Source organism: Bacillus sp. FSL K6-1560, from assembly GCF_038592935.1.
GTDB lineage: Bacteria > Bacillota > Bacilli > Bacillales > Bacillaceae > Bacillus > Bacillus subtilis.
This window is the reverse complement of record NZ_CP151946.1, coordinates 2,011,947-2,029,734: the sequence shown is the minus strand read 5'-3', so window position 1 is coordinate 2,029,734 and position 17,788 is coordinate 2,011,947. Positions and strand designations below refer to the sequence as shown.

The following is a 17,788-nucleotide window of genomic DNA, read 5'->3' as shown; positions in this document are numbered from 1 at the left end:
GCTACACCCCTCATCCTGCTTTTATATTCAATTTCTCAACTGTGATTAATTCATTGTCAAGATTTGTTGTGAAACAGTCCTTAATCCGCATGTTGCCCATATTGATATGAGAAAAGACTTTAACTTTGTCATACTCATTTCCCCTATTTTTAAATACATGTGTAACAAAATTTGGCTCTGGATAAAATCCTTCTTTTAAGATTGGATCAATTGCATCCTTCTCTTTTTTACTTAAAGGAAGAATTATCATTGCAGCATCTGTTTTATCTGCAATGGCCTTACTTCCTCTCAAGTAAGAAGCATCTATTACTTGTCCTTTTAACCATGCTTCTTTCCAATCACCATTCAACTGAGTTGCACTCATCATATAGACATCGTATTTGTTACATAAGCCCTTTAACTTATCCGACATAAGTAAAAGAATTTGGTCTTCCCTCAAGTTGACCCCACTTTTTTTGCTCATCTCTGAAAAAATGGTTACTGATGAGTGAATATAATCGAAATAAACGTACTCTACATTGTTTTTAATGACGTTCTTTTCAATTGTTCTTTCAATCTCCTGAATATTAAAATCAGGCAGATGTTCGAACCATATGTTAGACTCTTGAAGAACCTTAGCAGCCTTACGCACAAGTTGTTTTTCTTGTTCATTGATTGTGTTTCTAAGGATTTTTTTCTCTTCTACACCACTAATGTAGGCAAGTGCTAAACTTTGCAATTCTTCGGCCATCATTTCTGTTGAAATAACTGTAGAACTTTCACTCCATGGGTTTGATACCCATTCCTTCTTTTTAGGATCATAAAGTTCAGTTGCACTTAAGCGACAAGCGTCAGCGACCATGTTTCTTGTTTTACCGCCACCTGTAATACTTGAGCGCAGATAGAACTTTTTCTTCCGTGATCCCCGAAAAATTGAAGTAAGCATTTCGCTATTTAATGGAACTCCAATATCCGGCGACTCTTCGAATGAATCCAATAATTCATTAATACCTTCTCCACCCTGGATTCCCACACTTTCAGATGAAGTTCTGAATTTTTCTTTTATGTCTACAATCTTCATTTCATAAGCTGTCAAAATTTCATCAATCGACTTCTTATCAAACTGTTCTTGCATCTTTTCTTGTTCTTTTGGGTCAATCAGAGATTCATCATATATTTCCTTAATATCGAATCCCAAGCCATCCATTTCTCTAAGCAGACTAAACTTTTTTAATCTTTTATAGTGGTAATCAAAGTTTTCGACAACTGCCAACTCTTGTATTTTTTCTATATATTCAAGACCCTTATTATCATGGAAAATTTTATATTGAATATCGTAATCCTTTAGATATCCATCTATTTCAACGTCATTCAATACTTCAGTTCCTTGATGAAATAGGTTGCTCATGGCAAAAAATAATATTGAATGAAACCTTGAAGGAAAATCATCCGAAGTTATCTTATATTTATTGCTCTCTGACAAGATTGTGGGATCTTTTAAAATGCTCCCTAAAACTTGAATTATTGCCTGTTTGTCTTGTAGCAAATGGACTCTCCTTCCTATAGCGTTGAGATATCAACTAGCCCTCTTTTCTTTCTCATTCCTTTTTTTATGACTAACGTAATTTCTTCTCTTTTATGATTCTTTGGGTCTTCAGCTGATTTTCGGATGGCTTTTTGTCTAATGTAATGCCGCTTTGCTTCATCATAAACAAATGGAACGATTCCAATGCCATCTCCTTCTCTGGGTTGATTATCCAAAGTTTCATAAAAGTATCTAAGCGCTAGCTCAATGCCTTTAAGCTTATAACCATATTCCTCTTGATACTCTTTAATTTGTTTCAACATCATGCCAGTTGGAGATGTAAGACCATATAGATTGCATATGTATTGAATTAACTCTTTTCTGTGATCTGCTTCTTGCTTCCAGGTATTAAAACACTTTTCATGGTAATATCTTTTTTTATAAGGAATGGCTGAGTCTTTGTCTAACTTGGTCTCACAATATGGACATTTAACTTGTCTCCCCAAATAATCACTCCTAATTAAGGAGGAGAGAATAATCCCTCCTCTTTTATTCAGCTAGAAGGTCTTTTAGATCATCTAGAATTACAGACATGACACCCACTTGCTTACGGCTGCACTCAGTAACTTTTACACCCTTACCTAAATGTTTTTCTGTAATCTCATTAACTTCTTCTAAACGACCTTCTTCATTAAGCTTCATGCCAATTTCTTTAATTTGATCCATTAATGAGTTGAAATCGAGTTCTTCTGAAGCGTTGTTTTGTTTTTGCTCTTCGTATGTAACAGCAACAATTCCTTCTTCTTGCTCCTGTCTTTCAACTGCCTCAATAATTGCTTTTTCTAAGTTTTCTGCAGTAAATTCAGGAAGGTATGTGTCAATGTAATCAAATCGGCTACGAGCAAAATGTTCTTCAGTTTCAGCCAACCAGGCGCTTGATTTGATTACCTTTCTATCTTCATCAACACCATTAGAACTTAGATAGAGAACAATATCACTGTTATCAATTACTGGAGCTAAAACTCGTTTATCTCCCTTTGGATGTACTTTACCTTTTTTGTCTTCAGCAGCATGAGCAATAAAGATAACCGTAAATCCTACGCCAATTAATTTATTGATTTCTTCCCATACTTCAGTTTCGTACTCTTTCCAAAGGCCAAACCCATCATTACCATCTTTAATCCGTTCTACATCATATTGCTCGCAGACATATCTGGTCGCATATTTAGCAAAAGCATCTACTTCATCAACAATGATTGTCTGATACATCTCTTTGGCCTTTTCAGCATTTTTGGTTAACTGCTTGTTTACCTTTTTAAAATCAGCCCAACTATTGATAGGCATGAATTGGACACCGGCAATGGCATTTAATCCTTTTTCGAATGGCAGATATAACGGTTTCTTCATCCGAGTGCTTTGCTTAGTTTTACCTAAGTTGTTAGAACCGTAGATTGTGATAACTTTTCCTTCTAATCCTTTTGCTACTACAGAAACTTGTGGGTTGAAAATATCGATTGCCATTTAAGTTCTCCTTTTATTTTGAATTTGTTGGGTGAGTCGGAGCTCACCCCAGGTATGTATTAGATTAATGATCTATTTTATTTTAGAAAGGGAGATCATCATCTGAAATTTCAACCGGCTTTGAAGGCTTGTTATTAGGAGCACTTCCACCAAAGCCAGACTTTTTATTATTTTCATTGCTGCTTTCGTTCTTAAGTCCTTCTAGATAAGTCTCTCTTTCAGTCAATGCTTTTTTAATTACTTCTGGATTAAAAGCATTTTTACTATCTTCATCATAAGGATCGTTCCCACCTGTAACTAGGTACTCTCTTTTTGTAATGGAGGTGATTTCTTTTTTGTCTTCTCCAAATGCAGCAGTTTTGGTTGTTACTTTTTGTTCTTTATAATTAATAATCTTTCCGAAGACATTAACCGTAGATCCTTTTTCATAATTGTTTTCAACATATTGAGAACCTTCCTTAGTCACTACAAATGTAAAAGGAATGACTTTCCCGCCATACAAAGGGATATAACCATTTAAATTAACTCTTCCTGTTTCTTCTCCTTTTACTTTTTCTTCAGTTACATTTTTAACAAACAGTTCAACATCAAATTCAGCTTTAGGATTAAATTCTTCATTAGCATCCAGTCTGTTTACAAAGTTGGTGGTTAGCTGTGGGTACGCCTTTAATACTCCTTGAGAGTAATATTCATTTAATCCAATCTTACCTTGTGTGATTCTCACTTTATCAGCTTGATCTCTTCCATGTTCTGCGATGGACTTATAATCACTTATGATAGTTTGATACCCTTTGGCAATAGCATTATCTGTACCATCAGCTTTCTTATATTTTGAAAAGCCTTTAACTGTATGCACTTCGTTAGGTGCAACCTCAATATCTAATTCAATATTTAGTCCATTTCCATTTTTCCACTCAGTGTGTCTTACTTCTGCCAGAGTTCCTTCAAGTGTTACAACGTTTGATGCTTCACGTAATACCGTTTTGTTTTCTGTCATATTTTTAATCATCCTCTATTTTTATTTTTGTCTATTGTGATTTTTCTTTGAATATGTAATTTTGCTAAACTTGCAGTCTTTGATTCCAAGTTCTTTACTAATTTCTATGTACCTTCTTTTTGGGAATTTCCAATCATTTTGGTCAGAAAAGCATCCTGATTTATTTACAATTTCAAATACCTGCTTTTTTCTGTTAACTTTGATTATCATATTTCCGTAAGCGTACTCTGTGCAAAATAAACGTTTTTTCACTCGCTCAGGATGAGTTTCTTTGACAAGTAGGACATTCCTTATCATCTTTAACAGTGCCTGATCAGGAGTAATGGTCTTGTTGTCTTTAACGTTTTCTCTGTAATAGTTTAATGCTTTCTCTGTTATCCCAAGTACTTCCAAGTAATTCGCCTCCTTCCCTTTAACTTGAGTTTATTATATACATATTTTTTATTTTTGTCTACATGTTTTATAAACTTTTATATTTTTTATTTTTGTATTTCGTTTGCGCTCTTTCTAATTCGAATAAAATTATCATTTTATATAAAACAAAAAGCCCAATAAGGGGCTCTTGTTAGTTTGTACTTTCAACCTTACTCGTTAAGTAAGCTACTTGTTTTTCTAAATCGGCAACTCTTTCTTCGAGAGTTTTTGGCTTAGGGGCATTTTTCTTCTCTTCAAGCTCAATTGCTGCTTTTTCAATTTCCTCTACTGTAGGAATCGGTTCCCTTTTTCTCCAGGCAGTAAAGATATGTCTTCCGTTGTCATTTACAAATTCCCAATCATAAGATTCGTCTGAATTAGGGAACATATATTTTAAAACTTCTGGCAGAATCGATCCATGAATATTCCAAATTTCTGATACGTCTTGACCAACTTTAAACTCCACAAAAACATCTCCTCAATTATCAAATTCTTCTATATTATATCATATTTTCATTATATAGGTAAAGAGTTTACTATTTTCAAACAAGCTCACTCCACAACCACATATCCATTGTTTGCAATGAAAAGCCATCAGGCAGTTGCTTCATTTTCACATTTACATTATATCTTCTGCCGGTTGTTTTATGTACAATAGCCAGTTCTTCTCCATTAAAGAAACGTACAATGGCCTCATCAAATTCAATAGGTTGATTAACCACATAACCTTCCTTTAAAGCTCTAATAAACAAATAAGGATCATTTTTATACAGCTCATAAAGAATGTTCGCATATTGTTCGTTCTTGTCTCTAAGTAGTTCAAAATTAATCAATGGTATGTATAAGTCTTTGTCTGATAAATTCAATTTATTTCTAAAGTATTTAATTGCTTCATCTTGCTCTTTAGAAATTATGTTTGGCATTCAGTTAACCCCTTTATTCGTATGATAACTAGGCTAATCTTAGAGACTAGCCCAGCATTGCCTTATAAATATTCTACTAGACCATCATCTTTAGCCCCTTCTGCTATTAGACTATAGGCAGCCAGAAGATGCTCTTTGATTTTCTCTTTTGTTTCTTCCCCGAATGCATCAAAACCAATTTTAACATCGCTTGAGTAATTAATTTTCCTATTCCCTACTTGAACTACATTTTCCTTTTTAATTTGAGCAATAAAATAAGCATTTGCTAGGTTCTTTCCTAAATACTCCTCTGTTAATGGATCATAATCATCGAAAACCTCATACCGTATTTCTCCGATTCTAAGCTTCTGCTCACTCATACTCTCATCCCCTGTTTTGAAATTTTTGGTACTACTAAATTATATACCAAAACCCATAAAGGGAACAAGTGTTCTTGTTAAGATTTTTTATTTATAATCGATTACTGTATCATCTAAGGCTAATCTAGGTGTGCCGCTGTCGTATGTATTATATATTAAAGTTGTACTGGAAGCATTAAACGTTGCAAATGGATGCGAAAGCACTCTTGCACCAATACCTTGAACATCATTCCTTATTAATCGAACCTTTTTTGTCCCGTTTAAATATATTCCATAGCCTTGATCTGAATCTCTGTTAAACATGATTTCATTTCCTCTAACCATATGCTCAGAACCGCCTATTAAGTGGATCGCAATGATTGCTTTGCAATTATATATCTGGTTATCACTTATTCTGATATTGTACATATCAGCTGCCCCCATAATTGCAACATTTCTTGGTTCAAATATCTCATTCCTTGTTAGGAAGACTTCTGAATCTTTATCCCAATATATCCCGTAACCTTTTCCACTCAATAAGAAATCGTTTAGCTTAATTCTGACTGCCTGAGATCTCTCACAATATAGACCTCCGTAAAGATTGGAGAACGTATTATTTAAGAATTTAACGTCATTCGAATCCATCACTTTAATTGCATATGCTGAAGTTGTACCTTTCCCTTTATTATTGCTTACTTTAATATCTGATGAATTTCTCACCTGGATCTGAATACAATCGCTGTCCTGTATTCTGTTGTTTGAAATGGAAACATTTTCGGCCATATGTGTTGCTATCGCACAATTTGATGCGTTCTTTACGGTATTATTATCAATCGATACCCCTTTTCCTCTAATCATCATGCCTATTTTAAACCCTTGAATATTGTTATCAGTTATTTGAATTCTGTTGCTAGTCTCAGTGCTCGAAACGCCTACAGAGTCTATTCCATACTCTTTAGATTCCCCTTCATTTATTATCTTGTTACCCTTAATACTCACATCTGTACTGTAGCCATATGAAATAACATTGTCACAGTAGTTATCTTTGATGGAAACTTTACCGCTTGTATGAGCAGTAACCGAACCACGACCATTTTTTCTAAACCTGCAATCCGATATCGTTAACTCATAAGGATGATCATACTTTCTTCCGTTTTCTCCGTAGCCCTCTAAATCAATACCTAGTTGAGGGCCAATTGTATCTCCTCCAGCTTCCTCTATATCACAGTCTTCAACCAATAATCCTTCACAACCGTTAGTAGCTAAATTGTTCCGTCTCCCTCTTTTTAGTTCGCATTTTCTTACGGTAACACTTTTGGAAGGCGTATAAACCATCCCTGGGTAATTCATCATTCCGTGAGCTGCAATCCAAATGTTGTCTCCAATACAATCTGAGATTTGTACATTTTCAATCAAAACATTTTTGCTTCCATGAACATGTATTCCAAATCCCCATTCATGTGTTTTTCTATCGGTATCAATTAGAGAATAATCATGTTGATACCGGTCACCTATAATACGACCTCCTCTAATTATTACGTTCTCTGCAAGCCCAATATAAAAACAAGAATAGCCCTGATACCCATTGGGGTTAACTTGAAACACTGCTTCTGGATCCAAAAGGAGCTCCACATTTGATGGGATTTTAATTCCCCCACCAATTTCAGGATTTCGTTGATTTAATGTATTTACTGAATCAATAATAAAATTCCCTTTTGGAATTTCAACAATAGGAAAGTTGTTCTCTGATGCATATATAAGAGCTTCATTAAATCCTTTAGTTGTTTCAATTGGATTCGAGTTAAATGCATTTATTCCCCACTGATCAAAGTCAACATAGTATCGTATGGATTTATTCAACAATGTCATGGTGCTACACCAGCCATACAATACACATTTTCATTAATGAATTTAGTAAGAACAGCAATATAGTCATAAAAAACTTGATTCTGCGTTCCATTCCGTCCAGCTAGTGTAAAAGTATTAAACATTCCTCTTCGTTGTTCAGTGCTGATTTCAAGTTGAATACTCATACCAGTACTATTTTTATTAGCAATGTTCTGTTCATTTGTACCGGCTAAACGGGAGCCTTCAGGCAGCAATTCTGCAGAAAAGCCTGCATCGGTAAGTAATGATGTGATCTTTGCCGCTTTTTCTCTGTCTGTCCCACCAACTAAAGTGTGTTTCTTACTTGATGCATACCCATGAATTGAGATTGTTAAATCATGCTTACTCAATAAATCTAAAGCTTGAGGTTCATCAAAATTCGTACTTGTAATATGCAACTCAGAAGCTCCTGGTATCCTTAAACCTTCAAATAGATAGGCAGAGTAAGACTTACTTAATTCTCTTGCAAGCTCACTAGTCCCTCCTTCAATACCTCCACCATGGGGAGCCAGAACAAGCACTCTCCTGTCAACATCGGTAGTTAGAATGTTATAGCTCAAAGGTGACTCATTTTCTTCCAACTCTTTAAAATTACTATACTTATCTGCAGCTAGAACTGAACTGGGATTACATAACGCAAACAATGAAGTAGCTAGGATTGGTAAAGACTTCTTGTCTGTGATATACTTATATAGCTTCGCGAATCCGCGGAGTGTGCGGTAGAGAAGGACTGGCCCGCCAAAGCTTGCCTTCTCTGCCCCCTTAACTCTTTTTTCTACTATTCTGTTTTTAAACTTTAACAATCAACAACTCTCCTTGAATAGGTTTATTTTTATTTTTTACTTTCATCTTATAAGCAATCACATTAGTACCACCCCCTTCTCCGAATAAAAAATTACTTTTATTTAGACATACACTTTAAATCCAAGACACAATACTACCGCATTCTAAATGCATGTGTTCCCAATCTCCTTCCCAAGGCCCTTCTACCAAATCAACCTCATAATCAACTTCGTCTTTTTCAATTACTTTTTCACATTCGCTGCAAAAGCAAGTAAACATTTTCACTCATCCTCTTTCTGTAAAATATCGTTTTTATTGAATGTTTAATTTTATTTTTACTCCAGTGCTATTTTATAATCTTCATTAAGCCATTTGAGTAGTAAATCATATCTTTCTTGTCTATAAAAGGACTTGTTTAAATACCAGCTATAAAGTGAATTAGTTCCTTTGCTTGAATTGCAAGATTTACAAGCAGGGACATTATTACTTAAATCGTTTGCACCATTAGGGTCAACATGGTCTAAATGGAGTTTTTGATTGTTAACTTTAAAATGGTCTATCTCCGATAATCCACAATAGGCACAACTGTAGTTAAAATATGATTTACACCTGTCTCTCTCAACCTCAGAAATTTTGTGTTTTTTCTCTTTCCTTTTCAACTGGTAAAACTTTATTTTTTCTTTATTTAACCTTTGGTATTCTCTTATGTAACCGTTTTGAGTTCTCTTCTTCCAAGCAATATTGTTCCGTTCTCTTCCTTTGTCACTCTTAGCATATTTTTCTTTCAAGATCCTAGAAGATTCTCGATTATTAATGGCCCATTTATGGACTTTATTGATAGCGCATGATTTGCAATATGGGTATAATCCATCTACGTTATTACTTTTATTTTTATAGTACACATCTGTTAACAGCCAATCATTACATATCGAACAAAGCTTGTATTCAACTCCATTGATTGTTTTGTGCGTTTTATTGTATTTGTCCTTTTTCCTTTGAATTGCTCTTCTAACTTTCTCTTCTTGTGTTAATCCGATCACTTTTACCCACTTCTAATTTTATTTTTATCCAACAAATCAATAATGTAAGTCTCATACATGTCATCCCAATAAGGATCTGTTCTCGCTATGTATTTCTTTGTTCTTCCGTTCTCCTCAATCTTAAAGGTTTGTCCCTTTTTAATATCGGTGAACTTTTTCTTTCTCCATATTCCCCTGATCAACACATCAACTTCTTTAACCTCAACTGTTTGCTGCAGCATCACATTCCTCCTTTTTGATTTTCATGTACCAAGCCTGTACAATATTCAAAAACCCTAAAGGATGATGAACATGTGTGGCAGGTTCACTTTATTTTCTGAGTTTGATGACATTATTGAGCAATTCAATATAGATCAATTCTTACCCGAAGATGAATATCACCCAAGCTATAATGTCGCTCCTTCACAAAACATCTTGACAATAATCAATGATGGATCAAATAATCGCTTAGGCAAGCTTAGATGGGGACTTATTCCACCTTGGGCAAAAGATGAAAAGATCGGTTATAAAATGATCAATGCTCGAGCCGAAACATTGGCCGAGAAACCCAGCTTTCGAAAACCGCTCGTAAGCAAACGTTGTATTATACCGGCTGACAGTTTTTATGAATGGAAACGCCTTGATCCAAAGACTAAGATTCCTATGCGGATTAAGCTTAAATCATCTAATCTCTTCGCTTTTGCCGGCTTATATGAAAAGTGGAACACGCCAGAAGGCAATCCGTTGTACACTTGCACAATCATCACGACAAAGCCTAATGAACTTATGGAAGACATTCATGATCGGATGCCGGTTATCCTTACTGATGAGAACGAAAAGGAATGGCTCAACCCTAAAAATACTAATCCTGACTATCTACAAAATTTACTGCAGCCATACGATCCCAATGATATGGAAGCATACCAGGTTTCATCTTTAGTGAATTCACCTAAAAACAATTCACCTGAGCTTATTGAATCCCATTAAGTACCACTGCCATATCGCTTTATATATCACCTTCGCTTAGCTAATATGTTCTAAGTAGGAGGTGATATTTTGTTTGTATCGCCAATGCTATTGCATTCAATAAAAGAGCCTTTTAACGACGAGAACTATATCACTGAGCTCAAATTTGATGGAATCAGACTCATCCTTTCTAAATTTGATAATCAGATTAAGCTATACACTCGTCACAACAACGAAGTAACAAGTAAGTTCCCAGAACTCATGGACTTAGATATTCCAGATGGAACAGTGCTCGATGGTGAAGTTATTGTAGCTGCCCCAGGCGGTGCTCCTGACTTTGAAGCTGTAATGGAACGTTTCATGTCAAAAAAATCAGCCCATAAGATTGTTTACTGTGTCTTTGATGTTATTTACAAAGACGGTCAGTCAATAGCAGCTAAGCCACTCACTGAGCGAAAAATAGTCCTGAACTCACTTGAGTTAAATCATCCTAATGTCTTTGTAATCGAAGGAATTCAAAGTAACGGACTAGCTTACTTTAACCTGGCCAAAGAAAAGAACTTAGAGGGAATCGTACTCAAAAAAGCTGACTCCCCTTATGAGATCAATAAACGTTCACATAATTGGCTGAAAGTGATCAATTACGATTACACCGAAGTTCTTATTATCGGCTACACCAAAAAGGATATAAAATTCCTTCTATCCTATCCCGATGGAGTTGCAGCTGGTTTTATGGAATTCATGCCACATGCAGAACGTGGCAAGTTTCATTCTATGAAACAAGTAAAGTCTGAATCTGATGAATATGTATTTATTGAGCCTATTTTATGTAAGGTTAAGCACAGATTTAAGACTAAGCACGGCAAACTCCGCATACCTTCCTTCGAATCCTGGAGAGCATAGTCTCTCCGTTACATAATTCCTTAATGCCTTTTTCATAACAAAATAAATTTAAATTTTATTACATTAACACTAAGTTAGTTCTATTCCATTTCAATCCACTTATAATACTTTCCTATTTGATAATCAAAGCGCCAACCATCCTCAAGGACTTTCGAATGACTATTCTTATATTTCGAGTGATTTAATAACACCCTAGGAGAAAACATTATTCTCTGCCAGTTAAATAATTCTTTCATTTTTCATTCCCCATTTCTAATAAATTTAAATTTGATTAAAACTACATAAAATAAATATTTTATTTTAAATGCTATTTTTCTTTAAACCTTTTTAAATTTCCAAGCTTCATTTCACCTTTATTACTGCAAGCAGGTTGTCATACGCTTGCCATATAAAAGAGACTGGACATTTTTGTCTCGGAGGTGAAATAAATGGAATTAATCTTAGATTGTTTCGTGAATTGGTCATTTGACAAAATCATGGACTACATCTTAATTGCAGGACTTTATTTTGTGTTCAAATCGAAATCTAAACAGAATTATCCTGATCACTTCGAAGAAAAACGCCGGCATAGAAATTAATACTTTATGATCGTTATCGATACGTGTGCTTTTTCGATAACGATCCATCCTAATATGTTTAGTTAAAAACTATCTTTTATTCAATCTCTATATTCAACCCAGTTGCTCCCACTTTAATTTCCTTCATCTCTCCAATCTGTGGCATATATAAATGTTTCTTTTCATTCACCGAAACAATTTCACCCTTCCAACAACCGTTTTGCACAAAGAATTTTGTCCCAATTGGTAAAGTTCGAAGATCTGCGTTCTCTATGTATTCTCCTTCCTCTCTATACACCTCTCCTTGTTCAGAAACCCTCCTTTTAGAAACTTTAATATCGATTTTGTATAGTGAATTTTCATCTTCAAGCATTAATTTATGTAACCAATCAGTTACTTTTGATTGCCCATCAATAACGTTAACCGTATCGAAAATCTTTCTGTACATGTCATTCCTCTTCTCTTGAAAAATACTTATCTACCACTTGTTTTTCTAAGTTAACGACACCGTCTATTAATATGCCTCTATGTACATCTACATCTTCAACAGTAACGGTTCCGCCTTTCCAGAAGTTATTTAGGCAATCTTCTTTAACAGTTAATGTTTGACCCTTATAATAATCATTCGAATCTTCTTTATTACTATTCAATTCAAGAATCTGGTCATTAAATTGAATTGTCACACCATCAGCAATTATCTTATCTCGCCCAACTTTACTTAGCGAATCCGCTAAAATAACAAACTCCTGATTATAATCTCCTCCATTAACATCCACTGTAATTGAGTATTGATTTCTTTTATTCATTGATTTCCCTTCCGACTCCATCAGCTTGTCTAAAAGTGTCTAACAACTCTTTCTTCTTGAAATAGGTCTTTTCCAAACGATCTACTTCCTTTTGCAATTCAGTTGCAGCATCATACTTCAGAATCCATTCTCCTACTCCACAGGCTTCTCTTTGTTCTTTCTCAAACGTTTTTATGTGATGGCCTTCGAACCAAACCCTTACTCTTGTTCCATATTCAAATTCATCATTAAAAGCTGCTTCTTTTTCGGATCCCGCATAAATGCATTTAAATTTACTGTTATCGACTACATATGTATTCATTAATTTAACTCCTTCACCTAGACTAATGCTTTTTCTTTCTGTCTTTCGATCAACTTTCGAGAAAATTTTTGAGTTCTTATTTTGCGTTTCTCCTCAAGTATCTCTCTTTCGTTGGCTTCTAACATCTTCTTCAGACTCAGATTTTTTCTAATAAGCTCTTTCATTCTGTCCAATTTCTCATCCCCCTTTAAGCAAGATATTTCTTTCTATACGGTCTTTTATGTATGAAATCAAATGCTAAATTAACTTTCTCCGGTTCCCTTTCCTCTGTTACTCGCTGCATAACAACAATTAGTTGACCATTTTCTTGGCGATCAATACTCTGAACTGAATATCCTTTAGCAGCGTAATATTCTCCGATAATCTCATCAACGTGGTTGCTAAGCAGATTCCTCTTTATCATTTCTGTAACCTCCACTTATTTTATTTTTACTCTTTAAACATTTATATGTATTCCATCCGCAGCCATCAAATACGCTTATGTCCGCTCCTAGGTGCCATTTAAACCAAACTATGTTAAAGCAAGCTGTTTCAATTATATATTTAATGTAGCCTATCCTCTTGTCCTCCGTTCTGAATAAAATAATCCTTTTATTTTAATTCCCTCTTGAATCGATAAAACTGTTTTATTTGATTTAGATCAATCCCAACCCAGCAATTGTCCACCATCCACCCTTTTGGTTTTAATTCACTTACGAAATGCTTTCTGGCTTCAATATCATCAGAATATATGTACAATCGTTCTTCATATGTTCTTTCTTCTATTAGTTTCAGAAAAGTTCACCTCTCCTTATCATCCAACAAAATACGTAATATCTAATTCAAAATTAAAATCAGGATGAAGTCTCCATAGTTGATGTCCTAAGTAAGTTTTCTTGGCGTAATTTAAGCAGTTTCTTGTACCACTTTTACTTCCATCATAAACAGCTACTATTGCCTCACTGTGATCAATCATGTATTCATTTCGCTTTTGCATCTTAGCTGGCGAAAACTCTCCTGGTTTCTCTCCACTAACTTTATATTTATGTAATTCTTCAACATTAATAATCTCATCTGCCACATTAAGCATACGTTTGTACCACATTTTTTGGTCTGCAGACCAAACTTTATCTTGTTCTTTGAAAGGTGTGGCAATTATGTTTTTGATATGAGGGTGTTTCTTCTTTAGAATATGTACACACCAGCAAGCAGCCTGATCAGTTCCTAACGCTCCTCCAGTTATAAACCTGGACTTCTCTTCTTTTATGATTAACTCCTCAATCACTTCAAGTAGCTTATCTTTGAGTTTGAGCATTGTGGGATTTTTCATATCATAACCACCCAATTTATTTGGTCTGTGGCCTGTGAAGCAAACTGTTTTCTTTCTCAGTGTTTCTTGTTCTTCTAAAAGCCGCTCACGTTCTTTTCTTTCATCAGCCCACTGCTTTTTCCATTCTGGGTCATATAGCTTTGCAAAATCAATTGCCATGATGCATTTTCACCATCCTATAAACAAATCTTTTTTAGCTGATCATCTAGTTTTCTAAACAACTGCTGAACCTTATCAAGCTTTTCATCTTCAAAAATAATGGCATCTTCTTTAAGAACTGCAGCTTTGGATAAAGGAGTGTTTGAATCATGTTGTACACTGTGAGCAATCCCGCCTTTATTTAATACATCGTAATACGTACCTATCTTATCTTTGTACCAGTAGCTTGCATCTGAACATTTCATTATCCTTAATTTCATTAACTGCTCACCTCTCATTTCCGTTAAAACAGTCTTTTTATTCAGTGTAAGAATGCTTGACAGACCCACTTGTCTACACCATCGTAAATTTCGACTTCGCAGTGTTGTCCATTTTCATATTTCCAAGCTCCTTGATATTCATCATTAAGTACATCAAATTCTTTATTTTCTTCATTAATTACTTGTGAATCTGTTAGCTCACACATATAATCTCCAAACTGGACAACGACCGCTTCCAAAGTTTTGTTTCTGTCATATATCACACGGATATCTTGCACTTTAAAACAGCTCCTTTTTCTTTAAAGCTTCAATTTTATTTAGTTTTCTAATGCTGCAATAATCTCTTCTAATTGATCCTTGCTGATCCGGTAATATCTAGTGCCATCTGTTCCCCTTTGTGAAATGTTATTTTCAATCATTTCTTTTAAATCAACAATCAGTACTTTATTTTTCATTATTGAGGCCTCCTATCTGATCGTCAGAAAGCTCCTTAATTAACAACTGTCCGAGTTCATCACTAATATATCTCCAGTCAGCTCCTTCAGGCGTTCTAATACCAAGAGAAAAACCGCCACACAGTGTATCCTCAGCCAACCTTAAAACACCATCACTTGTTTTAAGTAGCTCATGTTTAACCATCCCTTTAATCATTTCTCCTCTTCCTTTCTCTTTAGAATTTTACTTTTATGTAGAACTGCATTGAACAATCAAATTTTTTTAAAAATAAAACGTGTAATTAGTTTCGCCTGTTGGTTCTTCTATGTAATGTATTTTCTCTTTTTCAGCCACTTCCAATAATTTGTCTCTTTTTGAGACATCTAACTCATTAGAATCAATCGCCTTCATCATATTTAAAAATCTCTGCAGCCTTTGTCTTGCATTTCGATCTCCTCTATATTCGTTTTTGTGTAGAGATAAGCTAAGTTCAATTCTGTTAAACTCGCTTGTATAGTTACTTACAGACTGCTCATATGACAAGTTTATCTTTGATAAGAATTTCTCTCCGTGTTGTCCTTTCTCAGTTAATTCAAATAAAAAGTACTTGTAACCATTTACATCTTTAATCCTTTTAATCTCATCATAAATTTCCTGAATATCTTCGGGGAAAGTAACAAATTCATCTTCTAAATAGTATCTATTTGTCTCTATTGTTTTGACTTTATTTCCATTCCGATAAGTGTATCCAAAATAACTTGGCTCTATCTCAGATTCTCCACACTTACATTTAGAAAATTCACCTGATTTAGCTTCAAAGACATCTTCACATAACATACATTGATACATTCCCTCTGTTACTGGCACCTCTATCCCCTCTTTCCGTTAAAATGCATCTTTTATATAGATCTCAATACTTCTCTGCAAGGTTACCAGCTTTGTTCATAGTAAACATCATCATATATAACCTTTGATTCATCGGCCATTTCTTTCTTTTCTTGGTATTCATCAATATGATTTGTAATAAATTCGCTTGCTTCTCTAATGGTTTTACCGGTGAATCTTGCACTGATATATTGCTCCATGCGTCCAATCAGTCTCAACTGTTTTTCCGTTGCTCTAATCACTTTGCGCCCTCCTTCTGACAATCTGGACATAGAGTTTCAAAACCGTTCCCCTTCTCCGTGAATGTATAATCGTGGTACAAAGCACCATTCATATGGCCCTCCCACGTTAACGGATTACCTGTGTTTAAAATCTTCTCTTTACCGCACTTATCGCAAATAACAATAGTTTTGTATATAGTCTCAACCACTTCTTTATGAAATGCCATCACTCCGAAACCTCCAATAACTCAGGATTTTCAAAAACGTTTCCACCAATGTTACACCCTCCCCAATGTATACAATCATCAATATAATACTCGGGATCATTGGGATATCTAAGACCCGAGTTCCCGTTTACACGTGCAACAATCATCGGCTCGTTGTCTGTCATATCAATATCCTTGTCATAGATCATTTTTTCGTTCTTATCCTTCAACCCTATTCCCCACATGAGAGCCGCATTTTTTTGAGTACTAGACGCAATACGGATAGGATAAAGAGCTCCTACGATATTGCGATACAACCCCCATTCTCCACCCGAGATAATAAGACTCAGCTCACCATCATCCCAATAATGCATCCGCTCGCCGCCCCAAACTCTGTATGCTGTGTTCATCAATACCCCTCCTGCTGCCGCTGATGATTGACGGCGTTTTTCTCCATGTACGCAGCTTCAATTTGTTCATGCGTTAACCCAAACATTTTACCTAGACCGATAAAACCCGCAAAAAACTCATCGTAAGTATCAAATAACTTTTCTTCAAACCAATCTTCATGTATTGCTTTATATAAGTCCGATGCATATCCAAACAAGTGGTTAAACTGGTTTACAATAGTGAAGTCAGTCCACTTCCCTAAATTTTCGTGTGCATATCCAATCCTGTTCCCGATGCTCAAGATAAAATGCAGGCAGTCCACGTATTCCTCAAGCAATGGATTCGATTCACCTATCTTTCCAGAGCCGTTGCAATCTTGGCATTTGGAATATGGTTCAGCTGCATGTCCTTCTTCGAGATATTGCAAATTAATATCGTGGTTTTCATCGCCAGTGCCTTCGCATGTTGGGCAAAAATGCTCTATTTTCGTCCGTGACTCCCGGTTATTACTCCAATGCTTAAAGCCGCGCCATTCATTCGCACACTCGGCCAGTTCCACCTGTAAAGCAAGAATGAGGTTTGGCAGCAAGTCCTGACCTTCCAGCCCCTTCTCTTTGATGATCCGTTCATCAAGCGCCTTTTGCATTTCGAACATTTTTTGTAGATTCACGCTATTTTCCCTCCTAAAATATAAGTCCGATTAAAACTTACATTTCATCCACTAATTTTATTTTTGTTATCTGAGTGAAAATTACAAAATTCAATATGTACTTACTTCTTTGCCCTTACTTGCTTCTTCTCTTAACATATCTTCAGCTATATACATCCCCTCGTAAGCATAATCAATTATTGAATGAAATTCTCCGATGACTCTTCGTAAATTTCCCTCTTCTTTGTATGCTTTTAATTGCAAAACCGTTTTTATTAATTTTTCGAGCTTTTCATCAAGCAACATAGCTCTCTTTACCAACTCCTTTATACATATTATTTGTATTTGTATAAAC

Annotated in this window: 31 protein-coding genes; 3 read left to right on the top strand and 28 right to left on the bottom strand. The window is 35.2% G+C overall.

Going from position 1 to position 17,788, the window contains the following annotated elements:
• Nucleotides 1–10: 10 nt before the first annotated feature.
• The 12 genes from NYE22_RS11230 to NYE22_RS11175 form a co-directional block, all read right to left on the bottom strand.
• A complete protein-coding gene (locus tag NYE22_RS11230) occupies nucleotides 11–1,525 on the bottom strand; it encodes a replicative DNA helicase (protein ID WP_042976133.1) in 1,515 nt (504 codons plus the stop codon).
• A 14-nt stretch (nucleotides 1,526–1,539) separates the two neighbouring features.
• Nucleotides 1,540–2,010, bottom strand: coding sequence for a hypothetical protein (locus tag NYE22_RS11225; protein ID WP_041352045.1), 471 nt, complete (start codon nucleotides 2,008–2,010; stop codon nucleotides 1,540–1,542).
• A gap of 43 nt (nucleotides 2,011–2,053) precedes the next feature.
• Nucleotides 2,054–3,025 (bottom strand): ATP-binding protein, encoded by a 972-nt coding sequence (locus NYE22_RS11220; protein WP_342412658.1) that lies wholly within the window; start codon nucleotides 3,023–3,025, stop codon nucleotides 2,054–2,056.
• A gap of 82 nt (nucleotides 3,026–3,107) precedes the next feature.
• Entirely contained in the window at nucleotides 3,108–4,022 is a 915-nt protein-coding gene (locus NYE22_RS11215) for a hypothetical protein (protein ID WP_072692914.1), read from the bottom strand.
• Between the two features lie 21 nt (nucleotides 4,023–4,043).
• Nucleotides 4,044–4,415: a hypothetical protein gene (locus tag NYE22_RS11210; protein ID WP_342412655.1), complete on the bottom strand. Its 372-nt coding sequence runs from the start codon at nucleotides 4,413–4,415 to the stop codon at nucleotides 4,044–4,046.
• Nucleotides 4,416–4,587: 172 nt separating this feature from the next.
• Nucleotides 4,588–4,902: an XkdW family protein gene (locus tag NYE22_RS11205; protein ID WP_342412654.1), complete on the bottom strand. Its 315-nt coding sequence runs from the start codon at nucleotides 4,900–4,902 to the stop codon at nucleotides 4,588–4,590.
• 76 nt (nucleotides 4,903–4,978) lie between these two features.
• Nucleotides 4,979–5,359 carry a hypothetical protein gene (locus NYE22_RS11200; protein ID WP_064814894.1) on the bottom strand — a complete coding sequence of 127 codons (381 nt, stop codon included), beginning with the start codon at nucleotides 5,357–5,359 and terminating at the stop codon, nucleotides 4,979–4,981.
• Between the two features lie 62 nt (nucleotides 5,360–5,421).
• Nucleotides 5,422–5,718 carry a hypothetical protein gene (locus NYE22_RS11195; RefSeq protein WP_019712320.1) on the bottom strand — a complete coding sequence of 99 codons (297 nt, stop codon included), beginning with the start codon at nucleotides 5,716–5,718 and terminating at the stop codon, nucleotides 5,422–5,424.
• Between the two features lie 87 nt (nucleotides 5,719–5,805).
• Nucleotides 5,806–7,566, bottom strand: a complete 1,761-nt coding sequence (locus NYE22_RS11190; protein ID WP_342412651.1) for a right-handed parallel beta-helix repeat-containing protein — start codon at nucleotides 7,564–7,566, stop codon at nucleotides 5,806–5,808.
• Nucleotides 7,563–8,387, bottom strand: coding sequence for a gamma-polyglutamate hydrolase PghZ (gene pghZ, locus NYE22_RS11185; protein WP_342412648.1), 825 nt, complete (start codon nucleotides 8,385–8,387; stop codon nucleotides 7,563–7,565). Before pghZ ends, NYE22_RS11190 begins: the two co-directional genes overlap by 4 nt.
• Before the next feature lie 315 nt (nucleotides 8,388–8,702).
• A complete protein-coding gene (locus NYE22_RS11180; RefSeq protein WP_342412646.1) occupies nucleotides 8,703–9,407 on the bottom strand; it encodes an HNH endonuclease signature motif containing protein in 705 nt (234 codons plus the stop codon).
• Between the two features lie 2 nt (nucleotides 9,408–9,409).
• A complete protein-coding gene (locus NYE22_RS11175) occupies nucleotides 9,410–9,628 on the bottom strand; it encodes a hypothetical protein (protein WP_342412644.1) in 219 nt (72 codons plus the stop codon).
• A gap of 70 nt (nucleotides 9,629–9,698) precedes the next feature.
• Between NYE22_RS11175 and NYE22_RS11170 the strand changes: the two genes are divergently transcribed.
• From NYE22_RS11170 to NYE22_RS11160, 3 genes are all read left to right on the top strand, one after another.
• Nucleotides 9,699–10,373, top strand: a complete 675-nt coding sequence (locus NYE22_RS11170; protein WP_110124778.1) for an SOS response-associated peptidase — start codon at nucleotides 9,699–9,701, stop codon at nucleotides 10,371–10,373.
• A 69-nt stretch (nucleotides 10,374–10,442) separates the two neighbouring features.
• Nucleotides 10,443–11,255 (top strand): ATP-dependent DNA ligase, encoded by an 813-nt coding sequence (locus tag NYE22_RS11165; RefSeq protein WP_342412640.1) that lies wholly within the window; start codon nucleotides 10,443–10,445, stop codon nucleotides 11,253–11,255.
• 428 nt (nucleotides 11,256–11,683) lie between these two features.
• Nucleotides 11,684–11,833: a hypothetical protein gene (locus NYE22_RS11160; protein ID WP_004399538.1), complete on the top strand. Its 150-nt coding sequence runs from the start codon at nucleotides 11,684–11,686 to the stop codon at nucleotides 11,831–11,833.
• A gap of 76 nt (nucleotides 11,834–11,909) precedes the next feature.
• Here NYE22_RS11160 and NYE22_RS11155 read toward each other — a convergent pair whose 3' ends face one another.
• The 16 genes from NYE22_RS11155 to NYE22_RS11080 form a co-directional block, all read right to left on the bottom strand.
• Nucleotides 11,910–12,260 (bottom strand): hypothetical protein, encoded by a 351-nt coding sequence (locus NYE22_RS11155; protein ID WP_041352063.1) that lies wholly within the window; start codon nucleotides 12,258–12,260, stop codon nucleotides 11,910–11,912.
• Between the two features lies 1 nt (nucleotide 12,261).
• Nucleotides 12,262–12,618, bottom strand: coding sequence for a hypothetical protein (locus NYE22_RS11150; protein ID WP_342412638.1), 357 nt, complete (start codon nucleotides 12,616–12,618; stop codon nucleotides 12,262–12,264).
• A complete protein-coding gene (locus NYE22_RS11145; protein WP_342412636.1) occupies nucleotides 12,611–12,919 on the bottom strand; it encodes a hypothetical protein in 309 nt (102 codons plus the stop codon). Before NYE22_RS11145 ends, NYE22_RS11150 begins: the two co-directional genes overlap by 8 nt.
• A gap of 17 nt (nucleotides 12,920–12,936) precedes the next feature.
• The gene (locus tag NYE22_RS11140) at nucleotides 12,937–13,092 is read right to left on the bottom strand and encodes a URC4/urg3 family protein (protein ID WP_161792529.1); all 156 of its coding nucleotides are present in this window, start codon (nucleotides 13,090–13,092) and stop codon (nucleotides 12,937–12,939) included.
• 14 nt (nucleotides 13,093–13,106) lie between these two features.
• Nucleotides 13,107–13,322, bottom strand: a complete 216-nt coding sequence (locus NYE22_RS11135) for a hypothetical protein (protein WP_342412632.1) — start codon at nucleotides 13,320–13,322, stop codon at nucleotides 13,107–13,109.
• 188 nt (nucleotides 13,323–13,510) lie between these two features.
• Entirely contained in the window at nucleotides 13,511–13,693 is a 183-nt protein-coding gene (locus NYE22_RS11130; protein WP_124058922.1) for a hypothetical protein, read from the bottom strand.
• A 19-nt stretch (nucleotides 13,694–13,712) separates the two neighbouring features.
• On the bottom strand, nucleotides 13,713–14,387 hold the full coding sequence (locus tag NYE22_RS11125) for a DUF1273 domain-containing protein (protein ID WP_342412631.1): 675 nt from the start codon (nucleotides 14,385–14,387) through the stop codon (nucleotides 13,713–13,715).
• Between the two features lie 17 nt (nucleotides 14,388–14,404).
• A complete protein-coding gene (locus NYE22_RS11120) occupies nucleotides 14,405–14,647 on the bottom strand; it encodes a hypothetical protein (RefSeq protein WP_236823986.1) in 243 nt (80 codons plus the stop codon).
• A 41-nt stretch (nucleotides 14,648–14,688) separates the two neighbouring features.
• Nucleotides 14,689–14,925, bottom strand: a complete 237-nt coding sequence (locus tag NYE22_RS11115; RefSeq protein ID WP_061187771.1) for a hypothetical protein — start codon at nucleotides 14,923–14,925, stop codon at nucleotides 14,689–14,691.
• 39 nt (nucleotides 14,926–14,964) lie between these two features.
• The gene (locus NYE22_RS11110) at nucleotides 14,965–15,102 is read right to left on the bottom strand and encodes a hypothetical protein (RefSeq protein ID WP_342412626.1); all 138 of its coding nucleotides are present in this window, start codon (nucleotides 15,100–15,102) and stop codon (nucleotides 14,965–14,967) included.
• Nucleotides 15,092–15,298, bottom strand: coding sequence for a hypothetical protein (locus NYE22_RS11105; RefSeq protein WP_108490797.1), 207 nt, complete (start codon nucleotides 15,296–15,298; stop codon nucleotides 15,092–15,094). The genes NYE22_RS11110 and NYE22_RS11105 overlap by 11 nt, the downstream gene beginning before the upstream one ends.
• A gap of 66 nt (nucleotides 15,299–15,364) precedes the next feature.
• Entirely contained in the window at nucleotides 15,365–15,949 is a 585-nt protein-coding gene (locus tag NYE22_RS11100) for a hypothetical protein (protein ID WP_342412624.1), read from the bottom strand.
• A gap of 62 nt (nucleotides 15,950–16,011) precedes the next feature.
• Nucleotides 16,012–16,209, bottom strand: a complete 198-nt coding sequence (locus tag NYE22_RS11095; protein WP_064814743.1) for a hypothetical protein — start codon at nucleotides 16,207–16,209, stop codon at nucleotides 16,012–16,014.
• A 205-nt stretch (nucleotides 16,210–16,414) separates the two neighbouring features.
• Complete coding sequence (locus NYE22_RS11090) at nucleotides 16,415–16,804, bottom strand: YopX family protein (RefSeq protein ID WP_342412619.1); 390 nt, start codon at nucleotides 16,802–16,804, stop codon at nucleotides 16,415–16,417.
• On the bottom strand, nucleotides 16,804–17,454 hold the full coding sequence (locus NYE22_RS11085; protein ID WP_342412617.1) for a dUTP diphosphatase: 651 nt from the start codon (nucleotides 17,452–17,454) through the stop codon (nucleotides 16,804–16,806). Before NYE22_RS11085 ends, NYE22_RS11090 begins: the two co-directional genes overlap by 1 nt.
• 90 nt (nucleotides 17,455–17,544) lie before the next feature.
• The gene (locus tag NYE22_RS11080) at nucleotides 17,545–17,739 is read right to left on the bottom strand and encodes a hypothetical protein (protein ID WP_342412616.1); all 195 of its coding nucleotides are present in this window, start codon (nucleotides 17,737–17,739) and stop codon (nucleotides 17,545–17,547) included.
• Nucleotides 17,740–17,788: the final 49 nt, after the last annotated feature.